Source organism: Micromonospora echinaurantiaca, from assembly GCF_900090235.1.
GTDB lineage: Bacteria > Actinomycetota > Actinomycetes > Mycobacteriales > Micromonosporaceae > Micromonospora > Micromonospora echinaurantiaca.
On record NZ_LT607750.1, the window covers coordinates 4,529,039 to 4,554,636 of the forward strand.

The 25,598-nt window shown below is 75.1% G+C and carries 23 protein-coding genes and 3 tRNA genes; 11 read left to right on the forward strand and 15 right to left on the reverse strand.

Going from position 1 to position 25,598, the window contains the following annotated elements; translation table 11 throughout:
- Positions 1-102: 102 nt before the first annotated feature.
- The gene (locus tag GA0070609_RS20290; protein ID WP_088995239.1) at positions 103-618 is read left to right on the forward strand and encodes a GNAT family N-acetyltransferase; all 516 of its coding nucleotides are present in this window, start codon (positions 103-105) and stop codon (positions 616-618) included.
- A 3-nt stretch (positions 619-621) separates the two neighbouring features.
- Here the strand turns inward: GA0070609_RS20290 and GA0070609_RS20295 are convergent, their stop codons facing one another.
- The 8 genes from GA0070609_RS20295 to GA0070609_RS20330 form a co-directional block, all read right to left on the reverse strand.
- Entirely contained in the window at positions 622-2,418 is a 1,797-nt protein-coding gene (locus GA0070609_RS20295; RefSeq protein WP_088995240.1) for a glycoside hydrolase family 15 protein, read from the reverse strand.
- Between the two features lie 85 nt (positions 2,419-2,503).
- Positions 2,504-2,959: a hypothetical protein gene (locus GA0070609_RS20300; RefSeq protein WP_197700174.1), complete on the reverse strand. Its 456-nt coding sequence runs from the start codon at positions 2,957-2,959 to the stop codon at positions 2,504-2,506.
- Positions 2,960-3,278: 319 nt separating this feature from the next.
- Entirely contained in the window at positions 3,279-5,042 is a 1,764-nt protein-coding gene (locus tag GA0070609_RS20305; protein ID WP_088995242.1) for an FtsX-like permease family protein, read from the reverse strand.
- A gap of 1 nt (position 5,043) precedes the next feature.
- Positions 5,044-5,760, reverse strand: a complete 717-nt coding sequence (locus GA0070609_RS20310) for an ABC transporter ATP-binding protein (protein ID WP_231928356.1) — start codon at positions 5,758-5,760, stop codon at positions 5,044-5,046.
- Entirely contained in the window at positions 5,757-6,296 is a 540-nt protein-coding gene (locus GA0070609_RS20315; protein WP_088995243.1) for a PadR family transcriptional regulator, read from the reverse strand. Before GA0070609_RS20315 ends, GA0070609_RS20310 begins: the two co-directional genes overlap by 4 nt.
- 355 nt (positions 6,297-6,651) lie before the next feature.
- A tRNA-Val gene (locus GA0070609_RS20320) sits at positions 6,652-6,726 on the reverse strand.
- Positions 6,727-6,738: 12 nt separating this feature from the next.
- Positions 6,739-6,809 (reverse strand) — tRNA-Cys (locus GA0070609_RS20325).
- 34 nt (positions 6,810-6,843) lie between these two features.
- A tRNA-Gly gene (locus GA0070609_RS20330) sits at positions 6,844-6,916 on the reverse strand.
- 295 nt (positions 6,917-7,211) lie between these two features.
- Here GA0070609_RS20330 and GA0070609_RS20335 point away from each other — a divergent pair.
- Positions 7,212-7,814 (forward strand): TetR/AcrR family transcriptional regulator, encoded by a 603-nt coding sequence (locus tag GA0070609_RS20335; protein ID WP_088995244.1) that lies wholly within the window; start codon positions 7,212-7,214, stop codon positions 7,812-7,814.
- A 57-nt stretch (positions 7,815-7,871) separates the two neighbouring features.
- Here GA0070609_RS20335 and GA0070609_RS20340 read toward each other — a convergent pair whose 3' ends face one another.
- Positions 7,872-9,059 carry an alkane 1-monooxygenase gene (locus tag GA0070609_RS20340; RefSeq protein ID WP_088995245.1) on the reverse strand — a complete coding sequence of 396 codons (1,188 nt, stop codon included), beginning with the start codon at positions 9,057-9,059 and terminating at the stop codon, positions 7,872-7,874.
- A gap of 210 nt (positions 9,060-9,269) precedes the next feature.
- On the opposite strand from GA0070609_RS20340, the gene GA0070609_RS20345 reads away from it, so the two are divergent.
- Positions 9,270-12,200: a M36 family metallopeptidase gene (locus GA0070609_RS20345; RefSeq protein WP_088995246.1), complete on the forward strand. Its 2,931-nt coding sequence runs from the start codon at positions 9,270-9,272 to the stop codon at positions 12,198-12,200.
- A 215-nt stretch (positions 12,201-12,415) separates the two neighbouring features.
- Here the strand turns inward: GA0070609_RS20345 and GA0070609_RS20350 are convergent, their stop codons facing one another.
- A complete protein-coding gene (locus GA0070609_RS20350) occupies positions 12,416-13,222 on the reverse strand; it encodes an SPOR domain-containing protein (protein WP_231928900.1) in 807 nt (268 codons plus the stop codon).
- A gap of 184 nt (positions 13,223-13,406) precedes the next feature.
- On the opposite strand from GA0070609_RS20350, the gene GA0070609_RS20355 reads away from it, so the two are divergent.
- Positions 13,407-14,075, forward strand: a complete 669-nt coding sequence (locus GA0070609_RS20355) for a class I SAM-dependent methyltransferase (protein WP_088997863.1) — start codon at positions 13,407-13,409, stop codon at positions 14,073-14,075.
- Between the two features lie 9 nt (positions 14,076-14,084).
- Positions 14,085-15,248, forward strand: a complete 1,164-nt coding sequence (locus GA0070609_RS20360) for a cytochrome P450 (RefSeq protein ID WP_088995248.1) — start codon at positions 14,085-14,087, stop codon at positions 15,246-15,248.
- Between the two features lie 99 nt (positions 15,249-15,347).
- Here the strand turns inward: GA0070609_RS20360 and GA0070609_RS20365 are convergent, their stop codons facing one another.
- A complete protein-coding gene (locus GA0070609_RS20365) occupies positions 15,348-16,214 on the reverse strand; it encodes a LysR family transcriptional regulator (RefSeq protein WP_088995249.1) in 867 nt (288 codons plus the stop codon).
- Between the two features lie 72 nt (positions 16,215-16,286).
- On the opposite strand from GA0070609_RS20365, the gene GA0070609_RS20370 reads away from it, so the two are divergent.
- The 3 genes from GA0070609_RS20370 to GA0070609_RS20380 all read left to right on the forward strand — a co-directional run bounded on the left by GA0070609_RS20370 (position 16,287) and on the right by GA0070609_RS20380 (position 19,287).
- Positions 16,287-17,522, forward strand: a complete 1,236-nt coding sequence (locus GA0070609_RS20370; RefSeq protein WP_231928357.1) for an MFS transporter — start codon at positions 16,287-16,289, stop codon at positions 17,520-17,522.
- Between the two features lie 83 nt (positions 17,523-17,605).
- Positions 17,606-18,538: an ATP-binding cassette domain-containing protein gene (locus tag GA0070609_RS20375; protein ID WP_088995250.1), complete on the forward strand. Its 933-nt coding sequence runs from the start codon at positions 17,606-17,608 to the stop codon at positions 18,536-18,538.
- Positions 18,535-19,287 (forward strand): ABC transporter permease subunit, encoded by a 753-nt coding sequence (locus GA0070609_RS20380; protein ID WP_088995251.1) that lies wholly within the window; start codon positions 18,535-18,537, stop codon positions 19,285-19,287. Before GA0070609_RS20375 ends, GA0070609_RS20380 begins: the two co-directional genes overlap by 4 nt.
- Positions 19,288-19,306: 19 nt before the next feature.
- On the opposite strand, the gene GA0070609_RS20385 is transcribed toward GA0070609_RS20380, so the two are convergent.
- The 4 genes from GA0070609_RS20385 to GA0070609_RS20400 are packed head-to-tail and all read right to left on the reverse strand — an operon-like array spanning position 19,307 to position 23,587.
- Positions 19,307-19,990, reverse strand: a complete 684-nt coding sequence (locus tag GA0070609_RS20385; RefSeq protein WP_088995252.1) for a response regulator — start codon at positions 19,988-19,990, stop codon at positions 19,307-19,309.
- Positions 19,987-21,612, reverse strand: coding sequence for a sensor histidine kinase (locus tag GA0070609_RS20390; protein WP_231928358.1), 1,626 nt, complete (start codon positions 21,610-21,612; stop codon positions 19,987-19,989). Before GA0070609_RS20390 ends, GA0070609_RS20385 begins: the two co-directional genes overlap by 4 nt.
- A 54-nt stretch (positions 21,613-21,666) precedes the next feature.
- A complete protein-coding gene (gene bioD / locus GA0070609_RS20395; protein WP_088995253.1) occupies positions 21,667-22,395 on the reverse strand; it encodes a dethiobiotin synthase in 729 nt (242 codons plus the stop codon).
- Between the two features lie 55 nt (positions 22,396-22,450).
- Complete coding sequence (locus tag GA0070609_RS20400) at positions 22,451-23,587, reverse strand: 8-amino-7-oxononanoate synthase (protein ID WP_088997865.1); 1,137 nt, start codon at positions 23,585-23,587, stop codon at positions 22,451-22,453.
- 166 nt (positions 23,588-23,753) lie between these two features.
- Here GA0070609_RS20400 and bioB point away from each other — a divergent pair, with 166 nt between their 5' ends.
- The 3 genes from bioB to GA0070609_RS20415 all read left to right on the forward strand — a co-directional run bounded on the left by bioB (position 23,754) and on the right by GA0070609_RS20415 (position 25,565).
- Complete coding sequence (bioB, locus tag GA0070609_RS20405) at positions 23,754-24,749, forward strand: biotin synthase BioB (protein WP_088995254.1); 996 nt, start codon at positions 23,754-23,756, stop codon at positions 24,747-24,749.
- Positions 24,750-24,759: 10 nt separating this feature from the next.
- A complete protein-coding gene (gene bsaP / locus GA0070609_RS20410) occupies positions 24,760-24,981 on the forward strand; it encodes a biotin synthase auxiliary protein BsaP (protein ID WP_088995255.1) in 222 nt (73 codons plus the stop codon).
- Positions 24,982-25,049: 68 nt separating this feature from the next.
- Positions 25,050-25,565 carry a GNAT family N-acetyltransferase gene (locus GA0070609_RS20415; RefSeq protein ID WP_231928359.1) on the forward strand — a complete coding sequence of 172 codons (516 nt, stop codon included), beginning with the start codon at positions 25,050-25,052 and terminating at the stop codon, positions 25,563-25,565.
- The last annotated feature ends 33 nt before the right edge of the window (positions 25,566-25,598 follow it).

The following is a 25,598-nucleotide window of genomic DNA, read 5'->3' on the forward strand; positions in this document are numbered from 1 at the left end:
AGGCCGGCCGGGGCGCACTCACGGTCGACACGACCGGATTCTGTGGCACCCCGCTGGTATGTTCGCCCGCGCTGACCGGTGCTGGACTAGTAGGAGGCACTTGTGGTTGACGTGGCGCTGCGGCCGATCGACGACTCCGATCTCGACGCGTTGTTCGAACAGATGCGGGATCCCGAATCGGTCCGGATGGCTGCCTTCACCGCCGAGGATCCCGACGACCGCACCGCGTTCGATGTCCACATGGCGAAGGTCAGGGCGTCGCCCACGGCCATCAATCGCGCCGTCACCGCCGATGGACGGCTGGTCGGCAGCATCGCCGCCTTCGTCATCGAGGGAGTCACCGAGGTCACGTACTGGATCGACCGGGCCTTCTGGGGGCAGGGAATCGCCAGCCGAGCGCTCGCCCTGCTGATCGAGTCGGTTCCCGTCCGGCCCCTGTTCGCCCGCGTCGCGAGTGACAACGCGGGATCGCTCCAGGTGCTGCGGAAAGCAGGCTTCGAGATCACCGGCACGGAGATCGCGTTCGCCAACGCGCGGAAAGCGGAGATCGAAGAAACGATCCTGCGCCTCGACCGGCCCGCGAAGACCGCGCCACCCGATGCGGCGAGCGGGGCCTAAAGATCAAGCCGGGGGGCTGTCGCAGATCGCGAGCGCGGCCTGGACGAGCGCGGCGTGGGTCAGCGTCTGCGGGTAGTTGCCGAGTTGGGCCCCGGTCCTGGGATCCACCTCCTCGGCGAAGAGGCCGAGCGGGCTGGCGTAATCGAGCAGCGTCTGGAACAGCTCGATCGCCTCGCCGCGTCGCCCGGTGCTGGCGAGGGCCTGGACGAGCCAGAACGAGCAGGGCAGGAACGCGCCCTCGGTGCCGGGCAGGCCGTCGCGTCCCGGTGGGTAGCGGTAGAGCAGCGGACCGCCGGCGGACAGCCGCTCACGGATGGCGTCGATGGTGCCGCGCACGCGGGCGGACCCGACGCTGTCCATGCCCAGCAGGGGCAGGACGAGCAGGGCCGCGTCCAGGTCGGTGGAACCGTAGCTGCGGACGTAGCTGCCCTGCGTCGGGTCGAAGCCCTGGGTGCGGACGTCGGCGGCGATGGCATCCCGGGCGCTCTCCCAGCGCCGGCGTTGCCGCGCCGGGAGCCGGTGGGTGTCGGCGATGCGCAGCGCCCGGTCGAGGGCGAGCCAGCCCATGAGCTTGGAATGCACGTGCTGGCCCGGCTCGCGGACCTCCCAGACGCCGGCATCGGGCTCCCGCCATCGGCGGGCGACGACATCGGCGAACCCGCGCACGGCCCGCCACGTCTCGGAGTAGAGGCGGTGACCGGCCTGGACGAACACCCAGGCGGCGTCGACCACCCAGCCGTAGCCGTCGAGCTGGTGCTGGTCAGCGGCGCCGTTGCCGAAGCGTACCGGCACGCTGTCGTGGTAGCCGGGCCAGCCGGACAGTTCCCGTTCGCGGGGCACGTGGCGGCCGGTCAGGGTGAACAGCGCCGGCAGGCGTGGCCGCTCCAGGCGGCTGGCGTGCAGCAGCCACGCGAGGAAACCGTGGGCCTCGTCGAGTTTGCCGACGCCGAGGAACGCGTTGACGCCGATACTGGCGTCCCTGGGCCAGACATAGCGGTAGTCCCAGTTCCTCGCCCCGCCGGGATCCTCGGGCAACGACGTCGTCGGTGCGGCCACCGGGGCCTGCGAGGGGGAATAGGTCAACAAGCGGATGGTCATCAGGCTGCGTACGACCGGCTCCCGGAACGGGAGCGACTCCTGGATCCCGGCCGTCCAGGCCCGCCAGCGGGCCTCGTCTGCGACGACGAGTTCCCACGCCGCCGCCGGCTCCACGTGGATCAGCGGTTCGCGGTAGGCCACGGCGAGGACAAGGGTCACCGGGTGGCCCGGCACGACCCTCACCGAGGTGGGCCGCCCCGGTTCGATCGTGCGGTCGGGCGTACAGCTCAGGGACACAGCCAGCGCCCCCCACTCGCACACCAGGATTCCGCCGCGGTGGCGGGTGCGGGGCCGGCGGTGCGGTACCCCGAGGCGGGGGTCGAACTCGACGACGACGTCGACCGCTCCCCCCTCGGCCGACAGCCGCCGCACGAGCAGCGTCGTCGGCAGCAGGCGGCCCGACACCTCGGCCACCATCGACTCGGCGAGGGTGAGCCGACCGCCGCCCACCGCCCAGGTCGTCTCCAGCGTGGCGGTGTGCTGCCGGTAGCGCCGCTCGACAACCGTGGCGGCCGAGGCCGGGCCGACCCGGAACGTGCCCGCCTGCGGACCGCCGACGAGGCGGCCGAACAGGGGTTCGCCGTCGAAGCGGGGTACGCAGAGCCAGTCGATGGCGCCGTCACTGGCGACGAGGGCAGCGGTACGGGTGTCGCCCAGCAGCCCGTAGTCGCTGATCGGCGCCGGCGGCCGGGGCCCCGTCACCGTGGGCCCACCGGTCGCCCCGGTCCCGTGCTGACGGTTCGCACGGGATCACAGCGAAGGGGACGGTCACCCGGGCCGGTGCGGCTCACTGGGCCCGGAGGAGCAGCCCGAGGACGACCCCGTAGATGACGTGGACGACGACCGCGACGGCGGGCGTCTGGACGCCGTAGTTGAGGGCGAACAGCCCGGGCGGCTCCAGCACGGCCGTGCTGGACGGTCCGGCCCGCGGCGAGGCCATCCGCGGATGGACGCCGGGGAGCAGCGGTAGGAGCACCGTCAGCGCGATCGCGACATGGAGCCCACCGAACAGCGCACCGACCCACCAGGTGGCACGGTCCAGCACGGCGAACGCGGCCGCGTACCCCAGGGCGAAGCCCTGACCGGCGATGAGGTGGACGAAGAAGCCGACGACCCGCGCCCGATCGGGGTCCTCGGTGACGAGAGTCCCGAGCACCAGCGGCAGGTCGAGGCGAGTGAGCCCGGCCAGTTGCGCCGCGATCATCGACGCGGTGAGCGCGGCGGTCGCGACCAACCCGAACACTGCCCATCCGGCCCAGTCCATCTCAGCGGCCGTCAGTCACGCACGCCGGCGCGCACGTGGCTGACCGGGTCTGGAGCTGTCGAGCAGCAGCCGCCCGGCGTCCCGTACGCGGCGCCGCGCACTTGTCTCGGACATCGGTGCCTTCCGGCTGCAAACACGAGGTCGGTTACAAACCTGGGCCGGGGTGTACGCCTGCGACAACTCGCGGACGCTGGTCTCCACCCTAGGCCCACCAGACCTCGGACACCGTCGGCTTGCCGGAATGCACAGCGCGGACAACCGAGGGAAGCGGTACGCCCGGCACCGCCGCCGGCGGCTGTCACGTCGGTGCGGACCGGAGCGTGTCCACGACCGGGCGCCGGGTGGCGACCATCGCGGGGATGGCGGCGAGTGCGGCGATGGCGAGCAGGACTCCGAGCGCGGTGGCGAGCAGCCAGGAACCGGGCGGGTACCGGACCTCGCCGGTGCTGACGACCTCGAGAAGCCCGATGCCGGCCGGGATCCCCGCGACGACGCCGGGTATGGCGGGAAGCAGTTGCGCCACCGCCAGGCCCACGCCGGCCTGCGTGGGCGTGGCGCCGAGCGTCCGCGCGACGGCCAGCGGCTGCCGGGCGTCGAGGACCGCGGTCCAGGTGCTCACGACGGCGTTGATAAGCGCGAGGACGCACAACACGACGATGACGACGAGCAGGGCCTGGTCCATTCGCTCGCTGCGGGGATTGGCGAGTTCGGTGTAGCCGAGGTCGAAGTGTTCCACCCGGGCGTTGACCATGAGCATGGCGACGAGCGCGGTCATGGTGATCAGCGTGTTCACCGTGACCAGCCGGGCGCGGCGCGGCCGGCGCGCGTTGATCCGCACCCCGATCAGCAGAGCGGTGGGCAGCCGCCGCGACAGCCAGATACGCCACCGCCGGCGTCGCGGTGGCGTCGCGGCGTCGGCCAGCGCGGGGACGGTGCTGCTGGCGGCGGCGCGCACCACCGGCACCAGAGTCGCCGCCACCGCGACCGCGAGGGCGAGGGCGGTGACGGCGATCACTGTGCGCAGGGCGGGGGGCTGGGCGTTGACGGAGCCGATGAGTCCGGCGCTGGGGCGGATCAGCACGGGTGCGGCGAACCAGCCCGCGGCCAGCCCCACCCCGGCGGCGGCAAGTCCGATCACGAGGTACTCGGCGAGGTGGACGACGGCGATCATGGCCGGTCCGGCGCCGACGGCCTTGAGCAGCCCCACCCGGCGGCGCTGACCGATGATCCGACCCGCGACGATGCCGGCTACGCCGGCCAGCGCAAGGCCGGTGAGCAGCCAGCTGCCGACGAGCAGCGTCATCCGCGCGTCGCCGTACAGCCGACCGTTGAGATAGCTGATCTCCTGCCAGGTGGTGAGGTGGGGGCCGACGTCGTACGTCGCGCTGGCCGCCGGGTCGGCGAGTCTGAGTTTGGCGGTGTACGACAGCGGCTGGCCGCCCGCGAGCGTGCCGATGTCGCCGCGGTCGACCCAGACCAGGCCGCCGCGCTCGACCAGGATGCTGCCCGGGTGGTGCCATCCGGCGTACGGGTACGTCGGTCTCGCGGCGGTGACGGCGGTTCCGATCACGCGCAGCGGATGACCGTCGATGCTGACCGTGTCGCCGATGCGGATGTCGAGGGCGTCGGCGAAGGCACGCTCGACGACCACGCCGCCGGGGCGTACCCAGGTGCCGTCGGTCACGGCGGGCCGGTCGACGGATACGGGTGCGGCGTCCCGGCCCTCGACGACGGTGTGCGCGGACGTGCCGCGGACCGTCATCGTCAGGTAGGCGATGGGGAACGGACCGCTGTGCTCGGTGACGCCGGCCGCGGTGGTCAGCGAGGCCAGCTCATCGATCGCTGCCTGGCCGGTGGCCAGGGGCGTCACGGCCACGTCCGGGCCGGCGGTGGCCGTCCGGGTCTGCTGGTACGGCCGACCGGCGAGCTCGTTGAGGGCGAGGCCGATGGTCAACGTGGCGGTGGCGGCGGTGATGGCGGACAGCAGCAGGACAGTCTCGGTCCGACGGCGGCGCAGGTCGCGCACCAGCAGCCGGCAGACGAGCAGCAGGCGGCCGGTCACCTCAGCGCCGCCCGTCGCATACGGCGCCGGCGAGTCGGTTGTCGTCGACGAACGCGCCGTCGCGCATGGCGATCACCCGGTCGGCGACCGCCGCGATGCGGGCGTCGTGGGTGACCACCACCAGGGTCTGCCCCGCCGTGCGCAGTTCCTCGAACAGCCGCAGCACCTCCAGGGTGGCGGCGCTGTCCAGGCTGCCGGTGGGTTCGTCGGCCAGCACCACCAGCGGCTCGTTGCTCAACGCGCGGGCGATGGCGACCCGCTGGCGCTGCCCACCGGACAGCGCCGAGGGAAGGTGCGCGGCGCGGTCGGCCAGCCCGACCCGGTCCAGCAGATACATCGCCCGCTTGCGGGCCCGTCCCGGTGACTGGCCGGCCAGCAGCGCGGCCAGCTCGACGTTCTCCACCGCGGTCAGCTCGTCCATGAGGTGGAACGACTGGAAGACGAACCCGATCCGGTCGCGCCGCAGCCGGGCCAGGGCCCGCTCGCTCATCGTGTCCACCCGGGACCCGGCCAGCCACACCTGCCCGCCGGTCGGGCGTTGCAGCCCGCCGAGCAGATGCAGCAGGGTGGACTTGCCGCAGCCGCTGGGCCCCATCACCGCCAGCGCCTGCCCGGCCGGCACGTCCAGGTCGACCTCGTCGACCGCGCGGACCAGCGCCCGCTCGTCGCCGTACCGCATGCTCAGCCCGCGCGCCTGCAACACCGTCGACCCGGTCACGCCCCCGCCTTCCGTCCGGTCCGATCAAGCCCGGTCCAGCGGCGTTCACACGCCTCCAGCCAGTCCAGGTCCGCCCGCAGCCGCAGCACGACACCCTCCAGCAGCAACCCGGCGTCCGGTTCCACCGACCGGTCCAACGCGGCCCGCTGGGCGTCGCGCAACCGGCGCAGCACCTCACGCCGCTGCGCGTCGACCAGGGCCACCGGATCTGCCAGCCGGGCGGCCGCGGCGGCCACCAGCTTGAGATGGAACTCGGCGAGGTCCGGCTTCGGCCAGTGCACCTCGGTCAGCCAGGCGGCGACCCGCTGCTGCCCCTCCGGGGTCAACGCGTACACCCGGCGTTCGGGCCGGTCCGGCAGGCCCTCGGCCCGCTGCGAGGTCACCAGCCCGGCCTTGGCCAGCCGGGCCAGCGTCACGTAGATCTGCCCGGCGTTCATCGCCTCGCCCAGCGGGCCGAGCGCGGTCCGCATCCGGCTGCGCAGCTCGTACCCGTGCGCCGGTTCCTTCGCCAGCATGGCCAGCACCACGTCCTGCACCCGGCAACCCCTTCGAGTCGATCGCTAATAGATAGCCGTTAGCTATAGCGCTGTCAAGCCGGCGGCGGGGTGTGCGGACGCGGTCGGCCAGCAACCTGAGGGCGTGCCCGGGCGCTTCGACCCGCAGCCGTTCCGGGCGCACCTCGGCACGACCGCGAGCGGCTGGTCAGGCCCGGAAGGCCGCGGATGTCGGCGGGGTGCCGGTCGAGGTTCGTGCGGGCGCCCGGTCGTGGCGCGGGTGGTTCGCGGGTCGGCGAGCACAGCGGTCAGCCGCCCCGGCGGCTGTTCATCGTCCGGTCGCGGTCGCGAAAGGCAGCGGGCCCGTCACCGGTCGGTGACGGGCCCGCTGTACTTCTGGTGGGCGATACTGGGTTTGAACCAGTGACCTCTTCCGTGTCAAGGAAGCGCGCTCCCACTGCGCCAATCGCCCGCGTCTGTGTCGAGGTGGGGACGGGATTTGAACCCGCGTACACGGCTTTGCAGGCCGTTGCCTCGCCTCTCGGCCACCCCACCGAGGTTGCCCCCGTCATGCGTGGCGGCAGCTCCGAGCGGACGACGGGATTCGAACCCGCGACCCTCACCTTGGCAAGGTGATGCGCTACCAGCTGCGCTACGTCCGCGTTGCCCCCGGCATTCCCCGGTGACGGATGAGAACTTTAGCCGAGCCGGCGGAGGGTTGCCAACTCGGGGGGCGACTCGGCGCGTCCGTGTCGGTCCACCCACCCCCCAAAGCTTCCTAGGAGGATCTCCGGGCCCCGGCCGGCCGCGAGCGCCGATCCTAGCAAGGCAATGACCGACGACAATTCGTGATTCACGTTTTCGCAGGTCAGGAAGTGTCCGACATCCGACTTTAGGAGCGCGGCAGGCCGATTCGGTAACGCGCCGTGTTCGGGTGAATGGGCTACGGTAACGGGCGTGACGAGACGTGCGGCCGAGATCCGCCTGGATGCCCTGCTGCGCACCGCCTGCGACGTGATCGCCGAACGTGGCCTGGCCAACACCCGGACGGCCGACGTCGCACAGGCCGCCGGAGTGAGCCAGGCACTGGTCTTCTACCACTTCGCCACCAAGGACCGGCTGCTCGCCCAGGCGTTCGCGTACGCCGCCGAGCAGGACCTGGCCCGGCTCGACGCGGTGATCCGGTCCAGCGCCCCGCCACTGACCAAGCTGCGCCGGATCCTCAAGATCTACACCCCGGCCGGGCGGACCATCTCCTGGGCCATGTGGATCGACGGTTGGGCCGAGTCGCTGCGTACCCCCGAGCTGGAGAAGGTCTCCCGCCGGCTCGACCTGCGCTGGCGGGAGGACCTGGCCACGGTGATCGCCGACGGGGTCCGCGACGGCACCTTCGAGTGTGCCGACCCGGCCGGCGCGGCCTGGCGGATCAGCGCGGTGATGGACGGCCTGGCGGTGCAGCTGGCGGTGCACGACCGGGTGATCTCCCGCCGGCAGTTCACCGAGTGGGTCCGCCTGGTCACCGCCCGGGAACTCGGCCTCGACCCCACCGAGCTGGACTGATCTCCGCCGAGCCGGCCCGCGGACCACCGGCTCACGGCGCCGGAGCGGCCGGCGGGGCTAGCGGTCGGCGAGGCTGGCGGCGCGCCGCCGGTGCCGCTCGCGCAGCCGGGCCAGGGCCGGCGGGTGCACGTTGGCCCGCTCGATGTCGCCGGCGTAGTGCTCGATCACCCGGTGGTCCATCATCCGCCGCCAGAGCGGCGGCACCAGCGCGGCGACCACCATGGTCGCGTAGCCGGCGGGCAGCTGCGGCGAGCTGTCGAAGCTGCGCAGCGTCTGGTAGCGGCGCAGCGGGTTGGCGTGGTGGTCGCTGTGCCGCTGGAGCTGGAAGAGGAACACGTTGGTGACCACCCGGTCGCTGTTCCAGCTGTGCCGCGGGTCGACCTTCTCGTACCGGCCGGCCGCGGTCCGCCACCGGGCCAGCCCGTAGTGCTCCAGGTAGTTGACCGCCTCCAGCAGGGAGAACCCGACCAACGCCTGGAGCAGCAGGAACGGCAGCACCCCCGGGCCGAACGCGACGACCAGCGCCGCGAACAGCGCGACCGTCATGGCCCAGGCGTTGAGCACCTCGTTGCGCCAGGTCCACGGCGACCGGCCGCGGATCCGGAACCGGCCGGTCTCCAACCGCCAGGCCGAGCGCAGGCTGCCGACGACGGTACGCGGCCAGAACCGCCAGAAGCTCTCCCCCAGCCGCGCGCTGGCCGGGTCCTCCGGGGTGGCCACCCGCACGTGGTGGCCCCGGTTGTGCTCGACGTGGAAGTGCCCGTACCCGGTCGGCGCGAGGGCCACCTTGGACAGCCAGCGCTCCAGCCGCTCCCGCTTGTGGCCCAGCTCGTGCGCGGTGTTGATGGCGATGCCGTCGACCACTCCCGCGGTGAGCACCAGGCCGGCGGCGCCGAACAGGGAGAGGCCGCCGTCGACCCAGACCGCGCAGCAGAGCACCAGCGCGGCGTACTGGGCGGGCAGGTAGAGGTAGGTGAGCCAGCGGTAGTAGCCGTCGGCCGCCAACTCGGGCACGGCCGCCTCCGGCGGGTTGGCCCGGTCGTCGCCGATCAGCAGGTCGACGACCGGGATCAGGCCGAAGACGATGGCCGGGGTGAGCCACCAGGCCCAGCCGCCGTCGGTGCCCCGCCACGTCGCGTAGCCGAGGAAGGGCAGCGCCGGGACGAGCAGAGCCAGCGGCCAGAACGGCCGGCGCGGGTCGCGCCAGCGGCCAGCGGGGACGGTCGCGCGGACACCGGTCGCCATCGTCAACCTCCGATCCGGGGACTGTCCCGACCCTGACACCGGAGGGGCCTCTTTACAAGACTCTCGCTTTTGTAAAGAGCCTGGCCGCGAAAACGGACAGTCGTCGACCTTGTCGCCACCGTCACCGGCTGGTATCCACAAATGCGCATGCGTCACCGCGCTGCACCGGCCGGCGAAGGGCCGGCCATCCCGCTCCCACGAGGAGGACCCGTGGCACAACCGGAGTGGACACCCTGGATGAGCCGGCGCCGACGCCGGCTCATCCCCGTTCTGGCAGCGACCGCGGTGGTCGCCGCCCTGCTTCCCGCCGGCCCCGGCGCCGCCGCGCCCGCCGGCGGCGGCGCCACCGAGGAACGGCGCTCCGGCCCGTTCGCCGAGGGCCACCAGCACGCCGACGTGGACAACCGCGCCGGCAGCGCGGCCCCGGACGCCCGCCAGCGCGGGCTGGGCCGCAAGGCCGACCCGGACGTGCGGTGGAACCGGCTGGGCACCCCGCACGCGCTCGGCCCCGGCCGCGCCCCGCTCGCCACCGGCCTGCCGGCCGACCCGGAGGCGGCGGCCCGCGCCTACCTGACCGGCAACCAGGACCTCTTCGGCCTCGACGCGGCCGACGTCGCCGCGATGGACCGGCTGCTGGTCCGGCCGGTCGGCACCGGCGCGGTGGTCACCCTGCGGCAGCGCTTCGGTGACCTGCCGGCCGGGCACGACGGCCTGGTCACCGTCGCTGTCGCCGACGGCACGGTGCTGTCGGTGAGCTCCTCGCTGGCCCGCGACGCGGCGGCGCCGGCGCCGGCCACCCTCACCGAGGAGCAGGCGTACGCGGCCGCGCTGGCCGACGCCGGCCTGGACCCGGCCGCGGTACGCAGCCACACCGTGCACCGGGTCGCCGTGCCCACCCCGCTCGACGGGGCCCGGGACGCGTACGAGGTGACCCTGATCGGCGCCGACGCCGATCACCCGACCGCCTACACCACCTACGTCGACGGGATCACCGGTCAGGTGCTGGTCCGCGAGGACCTGGTCGACTACGACTCGGACAACCCCAGCTGGGCGGTGTTCCCGGCCACCCCGCCCCGCGACCTCGGCCCCGGGGTGGACCCGCGGGTGCGCTGGTGCGGCGACCCGGCACCGGGCTGCCAGGCGGCGTTCCGCGACCCGGCCACCGGGCAGCCGTGGGACGTCGACGCGGCCACCGGCACGCCGACCCTCACCTCGCGGGGCAACTCGGCCAACACGGTGCGCTCCTGGGGCGCCGGCACCCCGGTCGTCCCGGCCACGGAGAGTCCGGAACGCCGCTACGAGTACCCGTTCACCGACCAGTGGCACCAGGCCCGGTGCAACCCCGAGGTGTTCACCTCCGCCCAGCGCAACGACGACGACGCGGCGATCGCCAACCTCTTCGCCATGCACAACCGGATGCATGACTGGGCCTGGCACCTCGGCTTCACCGAGGCGACCTGGAACCTGCAGGCGGTCAACCTGACCCCGGACGGCCTGGGCGGGGACGCCGAGCAGGGCCGCGCCCAGCAGGGCGCGCTGAGTGGCAACCGGAACAACGCTAACCAGGGCACGCCGCGCGACGGCCTGCCGCCGACCACCAACATGTACCTGTGGCAGCCGCAGGCCGGCGGCCCGTACCCGCCGTGCGTGGACGGCGACTACGACATGACGGTGATCGGGCACGAGTACACCCACGCCATCACCAACCGCATGATCGCTGGCCCGAACAGCGGCATCGGCGGGCACCAGGGCGGTTCGATGGGTGAGTCGTGGAGCGACCTGCTCGCCGCGGAGTACCTGTTCCAGCACGGGCTGCGCGCCCCGGGCGAGACGCCGTACATCACCGGCGGGTACGTCACCGGCAACCTGGTCAGCGGCATCCGCAACCACGACTTCAGCCGCAGCCCGCTGAACTACTCCGACGTCGGCTACAACACCGGCGGCCCGGCGGTGCACGCCGACGGCGAGATCTGGAGCGCCACCAACTTCCGGGTCCGGGCCGCGCTGATGAAGCGGTATGGCGTGGGCACCCCGCAGCGGCAGCTCGACTGCGCGCTCGGCAAGGTGCCGGTCGAGCAGTGCCCGGGCAACCGGCGCTGGGCGCAGCTGGTCTTCGACTCGTTCCTGCTGCAGGCCGCCAGCCAGGTGAGCATGCTCGACATGCGGGACAACATGCTCACCGCCGACCTGCTCCGCTTCGGCGGCGCCAACCAGGACCTGATCTGGGCCGAGTTCGCCCGCTCCGGGATGGGCCGGGACGCCGCCACCAACGGCGCCTCCGACACCGACCCGACGCCGAGCTTCGCCGCCCCGAACGCGGACAACGCGCTGCTCACCCTCCGACCGAAGGGCGACAGCGCCGACGCGCCGATCCGGGTGTACGTCGGGGCGTACGAGGCGCGGGCGGTGCCGGTGGCCGACACCGACCCGGCCACCCCGCTGCCGGACACCGTCGAGCTGGTGCCCGGCACCTACCAGTTGCTCGCCGTCGCGCCCGGCTTCGGTCACCAGCGGCTGACCGTGGTCGCCAAGGCCGGCAAGGAGGGCTACGTCGACCTGCGGATGAGCCGTAACCTGGCGTCCACCGCGTCCGGCGCGACGATCACCGGGGACGGGGTCAACCTGGACCGGATCGCCGACGACACCGAGGCGACCAACTGGGCCTCGCTGGACGGGGTGGCCGGCCGGCAGGTCACCGTGGCGCTGCCCGGGGACGCGCCGCAGGTGGTGAAGCGGGTGAACGTCAGCGCCATGCTGCGCCCGACGATCGCCGGTGACGCCGACCCGGGCAGCCAGAACTCGCTCAGCGCGTTGCGGTCGTTCGCGGTGTCGGCGTGCAACGCGAAGACCACCGACTGCGCGGATCCGGCGAACTGGCAGCGGATCTACACCAGCGCGGCGGACGCCTTCCCGGGTGGGGCGTACCGGGCCTACGTGCGGGACATCAACCTGCGCGAGTTCCGGGTGCCCACCACGCTCGCCACCCACCTGCGGCTGGAGGTGCTGGCCAGCCAGTGCACCGGCGGCCCGGCCTACGCCGGTGAGCAGGACGACGATCCGGCCACGACGACCGACTGCGCGACCGCCAGCCCGGCGCGCGACCAGGTGCGGATCGCCGAGTTCCAGGCGTTCTCGAAGTGACGCCGCCCGGGGCCGGTCGGCGCGCGCCGGCCGGCCCCGGGACACCGGCCGCCCGTCACGGGCCCGCAGGGTCACGGCCCGCAGGGTCACGGCCCGCAGGGTCACGGGCCCGCGGGTCCCTGCCCGCCGGTCACTGCCCGCCGGTCACTGCCCGCCGGTCACTGCCCGCCGGTCACTGCCCGCCGGTCACTGCCCGCCGGTCACGGACGGCCGGTTCACCACCGCCGCGGACCGGTGGGCCGCTCCCACCGGTCCAGCGGCTCCGGGTCGCCGTCCCCGCCGGCGGTCCGGGTCAGGTGGCGTAGCCGCAGCAGCAACCCCACACCGAGGAAGAGCAGCAGCCCGCCGAGCAGGAACGCGGCCTGCACCACGCCGAACCCGCCGGACTGCGCGACCGGCCGGCCCGCGGCCGGAGGCACCTCCGCCGCCGGCTCCTCGGTCGGCTCGGCCTCCCCGGTCTCCTGGGCCGGCTCGGTCGACGCCGGTGGCGTGCTCTCCGGCGTCGGCTCGGTCGGGGTGGCCGGGGCGTCCGGCCCCACCACCGACCGGGTCGCCGTCTGCCGGGCCAGCAGGCGCAGGTTCGCGTCGTACGCCTCGGCCGCCAGGGTGACCCGCCCCCGCGTGACGTCCTCGGCGAAGGCCAGCCGGTAGCGGGCGGTGACCGTCCGGTTCGGGCAGAGCGTGCCCGGGTCCAACTGCCGGTCGGTCAGCCGGGCCACGTCCCCGTCGGTCCGGATCTCCAGCGGGAACGAGCCGGTCTCCTCGACCCGGTCCACCTTCACCTGGTCCAGCCGGATCCCGCGCACGGTGAGCACCATCGACCAGCGCACCTTGACGCACCGGCCGGGGTCGGTGCGGGAGACCACCGCCGAGACGGTGGCCACCCGGTCCCCGGCGGTGAACTCGTCGGGCAGGCCGCTCAGCTCAGTGGCGAAGGCCGCCCGCGCGGGCGCGGCCGGGCCGAGCGCCATCCCGCTCAGGCAGGCCAGCACCACCCCGGCCCGCAGCGCGTACCGCCGCATCGTCACCGTTTCGTCCTCCCCGGTCGGCCTTCTCCCCGGCAACGCTAGGGGCGCGCCGGGCCGGCGGCCAGACGGGTGTGTTCGCACCGATCGCCAAGCGCGAGGGTGGATATCACCGAGCGTGGTGAACCGGTCACCCCTCCCCCGCGACACGCCGGCCGGCGGGCCGGGCGAGAATCACCGGGTGTCCGAGCTCTCCGCCGCCTTCGTCCGGCTGCACGCCCGCCTCGCGCCGGTCGCCTTCGTCCCCGAGGTGCGGCTGCACCAGGCGGACGAGCCGATCGGGCTCTGGGAACTGACCGAGGGCGAGTTCCGCAGCGCCCAGCCCCCGCCGTTCTGGGCCTTCGCCTGGGCTGGCGGGCAGGGGCTGGCCCGCTACGTCACCGACCACCCGGAGCTGGTCGCCGGCCGCCGGGTGCTCGACCTGGCCGCCGGCTCCGGGCTGGTGGCGATCGCCGCGGCCCGGGCCGGCGCCGCCGCCGTCCGCGCCGTCGAGGTCGACGAGCTGGCCGTCGCGGCGGTCACGCTCAACGCCGAGGCCAACGGGGTACGCGTCGACGCCGAGCTCGCCGACGTCCTGGACGGCGATGCCGGCGACGCCGAGGTGGTGCTCGCCGGGGACGTCTTCTACAGCGAGGCGATGGCCAACCGGATGCTGCGCTTCCTGCTGCGGGCCGCCCGGTCCGGGGCGCGGGTGCTGGTCGGCGACCCGGGCCGGGCGTTCCTGCCCCGGGACCGCTTCGACGAGCTGGCCGGCTACGACGTGCCGGTGCCGGAGGCGCTGGAGAGCGTCCGGGTGAAGCGCACCACGGTGTGGCAGCTGCGACCCGGCCGGCCGGGGGCGGCCGGCTAGCGTGTCGGCGTGCTGTTCCGCAGCTGGGCGCAGGCCGCCGACGCGTCCTGGCCCGACGTGGCCCGGGTCGCCGACCACACCGGCCTCGAGCACCTGGTGGTCACCCGGCACGCGCTGGTCCGCGAGGTGCTCACCGACCCGGTGACCTACCGGCCGGACAACGCGCTGGACGCGGTGACGCCGATGCCGGTGGCCGCGCTGCGGGTGCTCGCCGGGCACCGGTTCCGGCTGCCGCCGACGCTGGCCAACAACTCCGGCGCCAGCCATCCGGCGATCCGGGCGGTCGTCGCCGACGCGCTGCACCCGACCCGGGTCGCCGCCCAGCGGCCCTGGCTGACCGACCTGGTCCGCGGCCGGGTAGCGGCGCTCGCCGCCGAGCTGGACGCCGGCGAACCGGTGGACCTCTACGCCCGGCTCGCCGCCGACCTGCCGCTGCTGGTGCTGGCCCGGCTGGTGGAACTGCCGGACGCGCCGGTCGGCGCGGTGAAGGAGTTCGCCCGGGCCGCGCTGGAGCTGTTCTGGGCGCCGCTGGACGCCGACCGGCAGCTCGCCCTCGCCGCCGAGGTGGGCCGGTTCCACCGGGTGCTGCGGGAGTTCGCGGCCACCGGCGGCGGGCTCGCCGCCGACCTGCGGGCCGCCGGCCACCCGCCCGACACGGTGGTCGGCGCGTTGTTCTTCCTGCTGGTCGCCGGCCAGGAGACCACCTCGCAGTTCCTCACCCTGCTGCTGCACCGGCTGGCCGGCGAGCCGGCCGTGCTGGCCGGCCTGCGCGCCGGCGCGGTGCGGGTCGCCGACGTGGTCGAGGAGGGGCTGCGGCTGGAGCCGCCGATCGTCACCTGGCGGCGGGTGGCCGCGACCGACACCACGCTGGGCGGGACGGCGGTGCCGGCGGGCACCAGCATCGTGCTCTGGCTGGCCCGCGCCGGCCGGGACCCGGCCACCGTGGACGCCCCCGACGAGTTCCGGCCCGGCCAGCGCGGGTCGCGCCGGCACCTGGCCTTCGGGGCGGGCGCGCACCGCTGCGTCGGCGACCTGCTGGCCCGGATGGAGGCGGCGGTGGTGGTCACCGAGGCGGCCCCGTTGCTGACCGGGGTGACGGTGGTCCGCCCGCCCTGGTGCCCGGACAACCTCACCTTCCGGATGCCCGACGCCTTCGTGATCCGCCGGGGCTGACCTTCCCGACCCGGGTCGCCGGCTTTGGCGGCCATGGTCCGAACGCGGCTTGCAGGTCCGCGCCCGGCGGCCGGCCTGCATTCGGGCCGCGCCAAGGCCTCACCGCGCCGGCTGGAGACCGAGGCGGGTGGGCAGGCCGGCCACCGCCGCCGCCAGGTCGGGCGGCGTGGGCCGGCGGGCGACCAGGAAGAGGGTGAGCCGGCCCGGCACCGCCACCGGCAGCACCCGTTCCGCCGGCTCGGCGTAGGCGACGCCCAGCGCGCGGGGCAGGACCACCGGGGCGCGCAGCAGCCGGCCCATCCGTACCGCCGTCTCCGCGGTGGCCGCCGGGCGCGGGCGGGCGCCCAGTTCGGAGAGCCGGCGGTGCAGCGCGTCGGACGACATGTCGTAGGTGAAGACGACCACGTCGGCGCCGGCGAACGGCCGGCGGCCGGAGCCGAGCTCCACGCCCGGCGGGGTGAGGACGGCCAGCCGGTCGTGCCCCAGGGGCACCGCGGTCGCCGTGGCGGGCAGCCGCATCTGGTTGGCGATCGCCACGACGGCCGCGTCGAGCGAACCCTCACCGACCCACTCCACCAACCGGTCGCCGTGGTCGGTGACCTGGTGCACCGTGGCGTCGCCGAGCAGCTCCTGCAACGGCGGGAACAGCCAGGGGGCGAGGCTGCCGAAGGTGCCGACGGTGAGGGCGCCCGCCCGCGCCGCCGCCCTGGTCCGCTCGAAGATCGCCTCGAGGTGCCCGAGGACGTGCGCCGCGTCGGCGGCCAGCGCCCGGCCGGCCGGCGTCGGCCGCGCCCCGGTGGTGTCCCGGTCGAAGAGCCGTTCGCCGACCCGCCGCTCCAGCGCCGCCAGCCGGTTGCTCGCGGCCGGCTGGCTGATCAGCAGTTCCCGCCCGGCCGCCCCGAGCGAGCCGTGCCGGACGAGCGCCTCGACCAGCCGCAGATCCTCAACCGAGGGCACCGAGGTCATAGCCACAGATTATGAGGTGCCGGCACGAAGTGCCAGCTAGTAGCCATCGCCGCCGGATCCGAGGATCTGTCCGTGACCTTCCGACGCGACATCGCCGCCATGCTGACCACGACGTTCCTCACCTGGCTGGGGCAGCGCACCACCGCCGTCGCGCTCCCCCTGGTCGCGCTCGCCGAGACCGGGTCCGCCTGGACCACCGGCCTGGTCGGCGGGGCGGTCGGGCTGCCCATGCTCACCTCGGCCTGGTGGGCCCGGGGCCTGCGGCAGCGGCTGACCACCGGCCGGGCGCTCGCCGGGGTGCTCGCCGTCGGGGTGCTCGGACTGCTGGTCGTGCCGGTCGGCGCCGCGCTCGGCACGGTCGGCCCGATCCACCTGGCCGCCGCCGGGCTGGTCACCGGTGGCGCCACGGCGCTCGGCGGGCCGGGCCAACGGGCGCTGCTCGCCGACATCGGCGACCGGTCCGGCCCCGGCGTCGCCGCCCGCATGCTCGCCTGGCAGGACTTCGCGCACCGCGCCACGATGATCGTGGCGCCGCCGCTGGCCGGTTGGGCGATCACCGCCGGCGGCCCGTACCTGCTGCTCTGGGCGGAGGCGGCGGGGGTCGGCCTCGGCGCGGTAGCGCTGCTGACCGTACGCGGCACGGCCGCCGCCGGCACCGCCGGCCGGACCACCGGCGCGCCGGCCCTCCGGCACGTCCTCGCCCGGCACCCGGAGATCCGTCGCGCGGTGACCATGAGCGGCGTCGGTGGCCTCGCCTGGTTTGCCTTCACCCTCGGGCTCGCCATCCTGGGCGCCGAGACCGGCCGGCCCGGGCTGCTCGTCTCGGCCGGCATGACCGGTTACGGACTGGGCTCGCTCACCGGCGCGCTCCTGGCACCGGTGCTGGTGCCGCGCCTGCCGGCACTGGGCACCATGGCCACCGGCTGGCTCGTGCTCGGCGCGACCTTCGTCGCCCTGCCCGCCGTCACCTCGTCGCTCGTCCTGATCGGCGCCCTGGCCGCCGCCGGCGGTTTCGCCATGCCGCTCGGCATCGGCGCGGTGAACCGGTTGATCAGCACCCGCACCGCCGGCCCGGAACGGCGGGCCGCGTTCGCCGCGGAGAGCCTGGTGCACGACGGGGCGGTGTCGATCGGCCTGCTCGCCGGCGGGGCGGTCATCGGCCTGGCCGGCGCGGGCGCGACCCTGGTCGTCGCCGGCGCCGCCCAGATCGCCGTCGCGCTCCTCGCCGCGCCGTGGCTGATCCCGCTACCCGCTCACCGGCCAGCCGCGCCGCCGGCCCCAGTCGAGCGGGACCGGGTAGCGGTGTGAGCCGGGCGACCTGACGAAAGTGGGGGGCGGGGGGTGCCGTTCGGGCGCGGTGCCGGCCCGGGCCGCCCACCTAGCGTCGATGCATGATCACATTACGTGGGTTGACCAAGCGGTTCGGGCGGACGACGGCCGTCGACGACCTGACCGTCGACATCGCACCCGGCCGGGTCACCGGCTTCCTCGGCCCCAACGGCGCGGGCAAGTCCACCACCATGCGCATGGTCCTCGGGCTGGACCGGCCCACCGCCGGGCGGGCGCTGATCGACGGCCGGGCCTACCGGGAGCTGCGCCGACCGCTGCGCGAGGTCGGCGCGCTGCTGGACGCCCGGGCCATCCACCCGGCCCGCGCCGGCCGGGCCCACCTGCTGGCGATGGCCCGCAGCAACGGCCTGCCCGTCCGCCGGGTGGACGAGGTGCTCGACACCGTCGGGCTGGACGCCCGCGCCGCGGCCAAGCCCGGCCGGACCCTCTCGCTCGGCATGGCGCAGCGGCTGGGCATCGCCGGCGCCCTGCTCGGCGACCCGCCGGTGCTGATGTTCGACGAGCCGGTCAACGGCCTCGACCCGGACGGGGTGCGCTGGGTCCGGCAGCTGATGCGGTCGCTGGCCGGCGAGGGCCGGACAGTCTTCGTCTCCAGTCACCTGATGAGCGAGATGCAGCTCACCGCCGACCGGCTGGTGGTGATCGGCCGGGGCCGGCTGCTCGCCGACGCGCCGATCGACGAGGTGATCGCGGGCAGCCCGGTGGCGGTACGGGTGCGCAGCCCGCACCCGGCCGGCCTGGCCGCGCTCGCCGAGCGGCTCACCGCCGCCGGGGCCGCCGTCGACCCGGCCGGCCCGGACGAGCTGACCGTCACCGGCGCCACCACCGACCGGATCGGCGACCTGGCGTACGAGCTGGGGGTGCGGCTGCACGAGCTGAGCCCGCACGGGGCCTCGCTGGAGCAGGCCTTCATGGAGTTGACCGCCGGCAGCGTCGAGTACGCCGGCACCCCGACCGGAGGGACCGACCGATGAACACGATCGGCGCCGAATGGACCAAGGTGTGGTCGGTCCGCTCCACCTGGTGGACTTTGCTGGCCGGGCTGCTGGTCACCGCCGCGACCGCCGGCCAGCTCGCCATCTACGCCGCCAACGCGAACACCAACGACGACCCGGCCGACGACCCCGGCGTCGTCACCGTCGGCAGCGTCGTGATCGGCTCGGTCGAGCTGACCCAGTACGCCGTGCTGGCGCTCGGCCTGCTCGTGATCACCAGCGAGTTCACCAGCGGCACCATCCGTACGACTCTGCAGTGCACCCCGTCGCGCGGCCGCGTACTGCTGGCGAAGGCCGCGGTGACCGGGGCGGTGACCTTCGCGCTCGGCCTGCTGCTCGGCGCGGTCGGCGCGGCGGTGGCCCGGCCGGTGCTGGGCCGCTGGGGCACCGCGCCGGCCGCCGAGACGCTCGCCGACATCGCGGCGGTGGCGGTCTACCTGGCGCTGGTCGGGGTGCTCGCGCTGGGCCTGGCCGCGGCGCTGCGCAGCGCGGTGCTCACGCTGACCGTGTTGGTCGCCACCCTGATGATCGTGCCGCTGTCGTTGCAGGAGCCGGACATCGAGGTGCTGAACCGGATCGCCGACGCCTTCCCCGGGGTGGCCGGGGCGCACTTCCTGGCCGGCGACACCGACCCCTATCCGGCGGCCGTCGGGCTGCTGCTGCTCGCCGGGTGGTCCGCCGCCGCGCTGGCCCTGGGCCGGTTCGCGCTGCGCCGGCGGGACGCCTGACGTGCGCAGGCGGGGCGGTTCAGCCGACCGGCTCGACCAGCCCCGCCTCGTACGCGAGGATCGCCGCCTGCACCCGGTTACGCACCTCGAGCCGGGTGAAGATGCTGGTCAGGTAGCTCTTCACGGTTCCCTCCACCAGGTGCAGCCGGCGGGCGATCTCGGCGTTGGACAGCCCCGCCCCGACCAGCGCCAGCACCTCCCGCTCCCGGTCGGTGAGCCCGGCCAGCCGGTCCCGGGCGGCGGGGCGCCGGGCCAGCCGCCCGCCGCCCAGCTCGATCACCCGGCGGGCCACCCGCGGCGACAGGTACGCGCCGCCGTCGGCGACCGCCCGCACCCCGGCGATCAGCTCGCGCGGGTCGCCGGCCTTGAGCAGGAAACCGCTCGCCCCGTGGCCGAGCGCCCGGGCGACGTGGTCGTCCTCGCCGAAGGTGGTCAGCATGACCGTGGCGGTCTGCGGCACCAGCCGGCGGATCTCGGCGGCGGCGCTGAGCCCGTCCAGCTTCGGCATCCGGATGTCCAGCAGGGCCACGCTCGGCCGGTGCGCCCGGACCAGTTCCACCGCCGCCCGGCCGTCGCCGGCCTCGGCGACCACCTCGATCTCCGGGTCCGCGGCGAGGATGGCCCGGACGCCGGCCCGGATCATCGCCTCGTCGTCGGCGAGGACGACCCGCACCGGGCCGCTCGGGGTGCTGTCGGTGCTCACTGGTTGATCCGCTCCTTGCTGACCAGCCGGCCGTCGGCGAAGCAGAGTCGCCAGGTCGGCTGGGCCAATGGGAAGTTTCCGTCGGTGTAGTACTCGCAGCCGGCCGTTCCGGCGCCGGCGGGCCGGTCGAGCTGGCGGCGGGGCAGCCCGGTCAGCTCCGCCCGGACCGTGCCGACCCGCATCGCGTCGAAGGTGGCCTGGTCCAGCACCGTCCCGGCGGTCGCCACCGGGTAGTAGACGAGGGAGAGCACCAGGGCGAGGCCGACCGGCGCCCCGAGCGCGGCCAGCAGGCTGCGCCGGACCCGTCGCCGGGCGTCGCGCAGCCGCCGCTCCGCCTCGGCCGGCCGCTCCGGCGGCTCCGCCCGGCCGGTCCGGTCACCGCCGGCAGCCGGACGAGCCGCCCGGCCCGGGTCCACCCGGGCCGGCTCGTCCGCCGGCCCGGTCGAGTCGACTGCGACCGGACCGGTGACCGGCAGCCCGGCGCGTACGACGAAGCCGCCGTCGGGCCGCGGGCCGGCGTCGAGGGACCCGCCGGCGAGGCGTACCCGCTCGGCGAGCGCGAGCAGCCCGCTGCCGTGCGACGGCGGGCCGGGCAGCGGGCCGGCCGGCGGCGGCGCGTTGACCACGGCCACCTCGATCCGGTCGCCGGCCCGGGCGAGCCGCACGTCGACCGCGGCGCCGGGGGCGTACCGGGCCGCGTTGGTCAGCGCCTCGCGAACCACCCGGTGCGCGGCGTGCCGGACCCGCGCCGGCAGCTCGGCCGCGTCGGGAGTCGCGGCCAGCCGGACTGCCATGCCCGCCTCCCGGGCGCCGTCGACCAACTCCGCCACGCTTTCCTCCGCCGGTCGGGTGGAGCTGGCGCCGCCCTCCTCGCGGAGCAGCCCGATGATCTCGTGCAACCGTTCGGTGGCGGTGGCGACGCTGGCCCGCAGCTCCCCGGCGGCGGCCCGGTGCCGCTGGTCGAGATCCGCGGCGACCTCCAGGGCGGCGGCGCGCAACGCGATCAGGCTGAGGTCGTGGCCGAGCGAGTCGTGCATCTCCTGGGCGATCCGGGCGCGCTCCCGCAGCCGGATCCGCTCGGCGGCACCGCGCTCCTCCCGGACCAACGCCTCGGCGTGCCAACGGCCCGCCTCGATCAGCTCGTGCTGCTGGCGCCGGTACCGGCCGACCAGCCACGGGAACACCCCGGCGAAGAGCAGCACCGAGGCGAGCAGGAACCAGGTGGCCGCGCCGGCGCCGAGCAGCCCCAGGTTGAGCACCGTGCCGCCGGCCGCGAGCGCGACGAAGGCGACGGCGGCCGGCGTGGCGGTGGCGCTGCGACGCCCCGCCAGATAGCTGAACACCGGGATCGCGAAGAGGAAGTTGCCGTTCAGCAGCGACCCGAGCACCGCCATGACCAGGGCGGCCACCGGCCACCGCCGGCTCACCCCGACCGCGGCGGTGAGCACGAGCAACGCGCAGACCGTCAGCATGGTGTCCCGCCCGGAATGCGGCGGGGTCACCCCCGCGTACCCGATCGGCGCGGCGGTCACCAGCCACAGGGCGGCGTCGCCGGCCAACCGCCGTTGATCGGCGCGCGACCACCGCCCGCCGCCCATCCGGGCCGCCCACCAGCTCTCCACGGCGGCCAGGCTACCCACGGCCGACCTGGGCGGGCACCGACGAAGGTCAGGTGTTCAGCTGATCTCCTCGGCCCAGGCCCGCCAGTCGTCGAGCACCCCGTAGAGCGCCGGGGTGAGCCAGCCCGGCGCGGACCGCCGGAACACCCCCGGGTCCATCGCGCCGGCGCCGGCGGGCACCGCGCCGAGCAGGTTCGGCACCAGGTCGGTGAGGTTGGACCAGTGCACCAGCTCCGGCTCGGTGGGCCAGGCGCCGACGACCACCCCGGCCGGCACCGCCCGGCGGTCCAGCGCCTCCAGGGTGAGCGCCGTGTGGTTGAGCGTGCCCAGCCCGGCCCGGGCCACCACCACCGCCGGGGCGCCCAGCGAGACGGCCAGGTCGGCCACCGTCCACGGCTCTCCCGACGGGCGCAGCCCCATCGGCACCAGCAGCCCGCCGGCGCCCTCGACCAGCACCAGGTCGTGCTTGTCGGCCTCCTCGCGGACAGCGTCGACGGCGGTGTACAGCTCCAGCGGCTCCAGCTCGGCGACCCGGGCCGCGGCCAGCGGGGCCAGCGGATCGGGGAAGCTGGCCAGGGTGCGGCCGGTCAGTGGGGCCGCCAGCCGGGTCACGTGGTCGACGTCGCCGGGCTCGCCGGTGGCCGTACCGGTCTGGCCGGGCTTGACCACCGCGACCCGCAGGCCGGCCGCCTGCGCGGCGGCCGCGATCGCCGCGGTCACCACGGTCTTGCCGACCTCGGTGTCGGTGCCGGTGACCAGCACCGGTCCCCGCCACGGCTCGGTCATGCGCCCACCTCGGTTCGCGACTGCGGGGCTCGCAAGACCGGCTCACTCCTCGCGCTCACGGCGCACACTCCACGATGACCTCCAGGGCCCGCTCGAAGTCCGCCCGGGGCACCCCGGCGCCGATGGTGAGCCGCAGCCGGGACCGGCTGTCCGGGGTCGACGGCGGGCGGAAGCAGCCGACCGCCACGCCGCGGTCCCGGCAGTCCGCCGCCCAGGCCGTCGCGGCCTCCGGGCCGGGCGCGGTCACCGAGACGACCGCCGCGTCCGGTTCGGAGACGTGCAGTCCGGCGGCGCGCAGCCGGCGCACCGCGAGCGCGGCCCGCTCGGCGATCTCGGCCCGCGAGCCGTCCCCGGCCCGGGCCCGCGCCACGGCGGCGTGCACCCCGGCGGCGACCGCCGGGGGCAGCGCGGTGTCGAAGATGAAGGTGCGCCCGGTCTCCACCAGGTGGCGGACGAACTCGGCCGGTCCGGCGACCACCCCGCCGGCGCCGCCGAGGGCCTTGGACAGGGTGGCGGTGACCACCACGTCCGGCTCGCCGGCGAGCCCGGCGGCGGACACCCCGCCGGCCCCGGCCGGGCCGACGACCCCGAGCGCGTGCGCGTCGTCGACCAGCAGCAGCGCGCCGTGCCGGCGGGCGACCGCGTGCAGCTCGGCCAGTGGAGCGAGGTCGCCGTCGACGGAGAACACCGACTCGGTGACCACCACCGCCGGCCGGCCGGGCGCGGCGGCCAGCGCGGCGGCCACCGCTGCCACGTCGTTGTGCGGGGTCACCACGGTCTCCGCGCCGGAGATCCGGCAGCCGTCGATCAGCGAGGCGTGGTTGTGCGCGTCGGAGACGAGCAGCGTACGGGGCTGCACCAGCGCCCGGACCGCGCCGAGGTTGGCCAGGTAGCCGGAGGAGAAGACCAGGGCCCGGTCGGTGCCGAGCCAGTCGGCGAGGGCGTCCTCCAGCGCGTGGTGGGCGTCGGTGGAGCCACGCACCAGCCGCGACCCGGTGGCCCCCAGCCCGTACGCCGCGAGCGCCCGGCCGGCCGCGGCGGTGACCTCGGGGTCGGTGGCCAGGCCGAGGTAGTCGTTGCCGGCCAGGTCGACCACGGCGTCGCCGGCCGCGCGCGGCCGCAGCCGGCGGGTCAGTCCCGCCTTCGCCCGCAGCTCGGCGCGGCGGTGCAGCGCCGCCAGCCAGTCCGCCACCGTCACCCCCACACCGCCGGTCGCGGCCGCCGTCCGAGCACGGCCGCCGGGCGAAATTACCATCCGTGACAAGCGGCCCGGCGCTTCCACCCCGGCCGGCGTCGTCTCGTCACCGCAGGCCGCGCGGCCGTTCCTGTCGATCGGGCGGGCTTGTAGGGTACGAGCCATGCCAGAGATCCTCGACCAGGCCCGTACCCAGGTGCTGGAGAACGGTGTCGGCCTCGACGAGGCCGGAGTCCTCGCCGTGCTGAACCTGCCCGACGAGCACCTGTCCGCCGCCCTCCAGCTCGCCCACGAGGTGCGGATGCGCTGGTGCGGCCCGGAGGTGGAGGTCGAGGGGATCGTCTCGCTGAAGACCGGCGGCTGCCCGGAGGACTGCCACTTCTGCTCCCAGTCCGGCCTGTTCACCTCCCCGGTGCGGTCGGTCTGGCTGGACATCCCGTCCCTGGTCGAGGCGGCGAAGCAGACCGCGGCGACCGGGGCGACGGAGTTCTGCATCGTGGCCGCCGTCCGCGGCCCGGACGCCCGGCTGATGAAGCAGATGCGCGAGGGTGTCGCCGCCATCAAGGCCGAGGTCGACATCCAGGTGGCCGCCTCGCTCGGCATGCTCACCCAGGAGCAGGTCGACGAGCTGGTCGACATGGGCGTGCACCGCTACAACCACAACCTGGAGACCTGCCGCTCCTACTTCCCGAACGTGGTCACCACGCACTCCTGGGAGGAGCGCTGGGAGACGCTGCGGATGGTCCGCGAGTCCGGCATGGAGGTCTGCTGCGGCGGCATCCTCGGCCTCGGCGAGACGGTGGAGCAGCGGGCCGAGTTCGCCGCGCAGCTCGCCGAACTGGACCCGCACGAGGTGCCGCTGAACTTCCTCAACCCGCGTCCGGGCACCCCGCTGGGCGACCGGCCGGTGGTCGAGGGCAAGGACGCGCTGCGGGCCATCGCCGCGTTCCGGCTGGCCATGCCGCGCACCATCCTGCGGTACGCCGGCGGCCGGGAGATCACCCTGGGCGACCTGGGCACCCGCGACGGCCTGCTCGGGGGCATCAACGCGGTGATCGTCGGCAACTACCTGACCACCCTGGGCCGGCCGGCCACCGAGGACCTGGCGCTGCTGGACGACCTGAAGATGCCGGTCAAGGCGCTCTCCGCGACGCTGTGAGGGGTCGACGGTGACGGAAGCTGCGGGGCTGGTGACGCCGAACGGGACGGCGCCAACCTGGTGCGACCGGTGCGGCGAGGCCGCGACGGGCGGGTCGCACGAGGCGTGCGCGGCGGCCCGGGCGCTGGAGCCGCCGCGCTTCTGCGCGCACTGCCGCCGCCGGATGAAGGTGCAGGTGCTGCCGGTGGGCTGGGCGGCGGTCTGCGTCGAGCACGGCGAGATCCGCGGCTGAGGCCCGGTGACCCCGCGCTTCCTCGTCGCCGGCGGGCCGGTCCCGCCGCCGGGGTCCCGGTGGCGCCGGTGACCGGGGAACTGCGCGGGCGGGCGGTGACGCTGCGCCCGGCCGGCGCCGCCGACGTGTCGGCGCTCGCCGCGATCCGGGCCACCCCGCAGGTGCGCCGCTGGTGGCGCGGCGGCGACGACCTGGCCGCCGCCGTCGAGGCCGACCTGGCCGACCCCGACCTGACGGTGTACGCGGTGCTGCACGCCGGCCGGGTGGTCGGCGCGATCCAGTGGTACGCCGAGGACGACCCGGACTACCGGCACGCCAGCCTGGACGTCTTCCTCGACCCGTCGGTGCACGGCCGGGGCCTCGGGCCGGACGCCATCCGCACCCTGGTCCGGCACCTGGTCGAGGCGTACCGGCACCACCGGTTCACCATCGACCCGGCGGCGGCGAACACCCCGGCGATCCGCAGCTACGCCAAGGTCGGCTTCCGCCCGGTGGGCGTACTGCGCCGCTACGAGCGCGGCGAGGACGGGCGCTGGCACGACGGGCTGCTGATGGACCTGCTCGCCGACGAACTGGTCGAGTGACGGGAACGGATCGTTCCGGCACCGGCGCGACGG

Excerpts from the sequence above, each read along its gene's own strand:
- GA0070609_RS20340 (WP_088995245.1), bottom strand. The coding sequence starts at position 9,059 with ATGGCGACCGGTGTCCGCGCGACCGTCCCCGCTGGCCGCTGGCGCGAC.
- GA0070609_RS20350 (WP_231928900.1), bottom strand. The coding sequence starts at position 13,222 with ATGCGGCGGTACGCGCTGCGGGCCGGGGTGGTGCTGGCCTGCCTGAGC.
- GA0070609_RS20365 (WP_088995249.1), bottom strand. The coding sequence starts at position 16,214 with ATGACCTCGGTGCCCTCGGTTGAGGATCTGCGGCTGGTCGAGGCGCTC.
- GA0070609_RS20375 (WP_088995250.1), top strand. The coding sequence starts at position 17,606 with ATGATCACATTACGTGGGTTGACCAAGCGGTTCGGGCGGACGACGGCC.
- GA0070609_RS20380 (WP_088995251.1), top strand. The coding sequence starts at position 18,535 with ATGAACACGATCGGCGCCGAATGGACCAAGGTGTGGTCGGTCCGCTCC.
- bioD (WP_088995253.1), bottom strand. The coding sequence starts at position 22,395 with ATGACCGAGCCGTGGCGGGGACCGGTGCTGGTCACCGGCACCGACACC.
- bioB (WP_088995254.1), top strand. The coding sequence starts at position 23,754 with ATGCCAGAGATCCTCGACCAGGCCCGTACCCAGGTGCTGGAGAACGGT.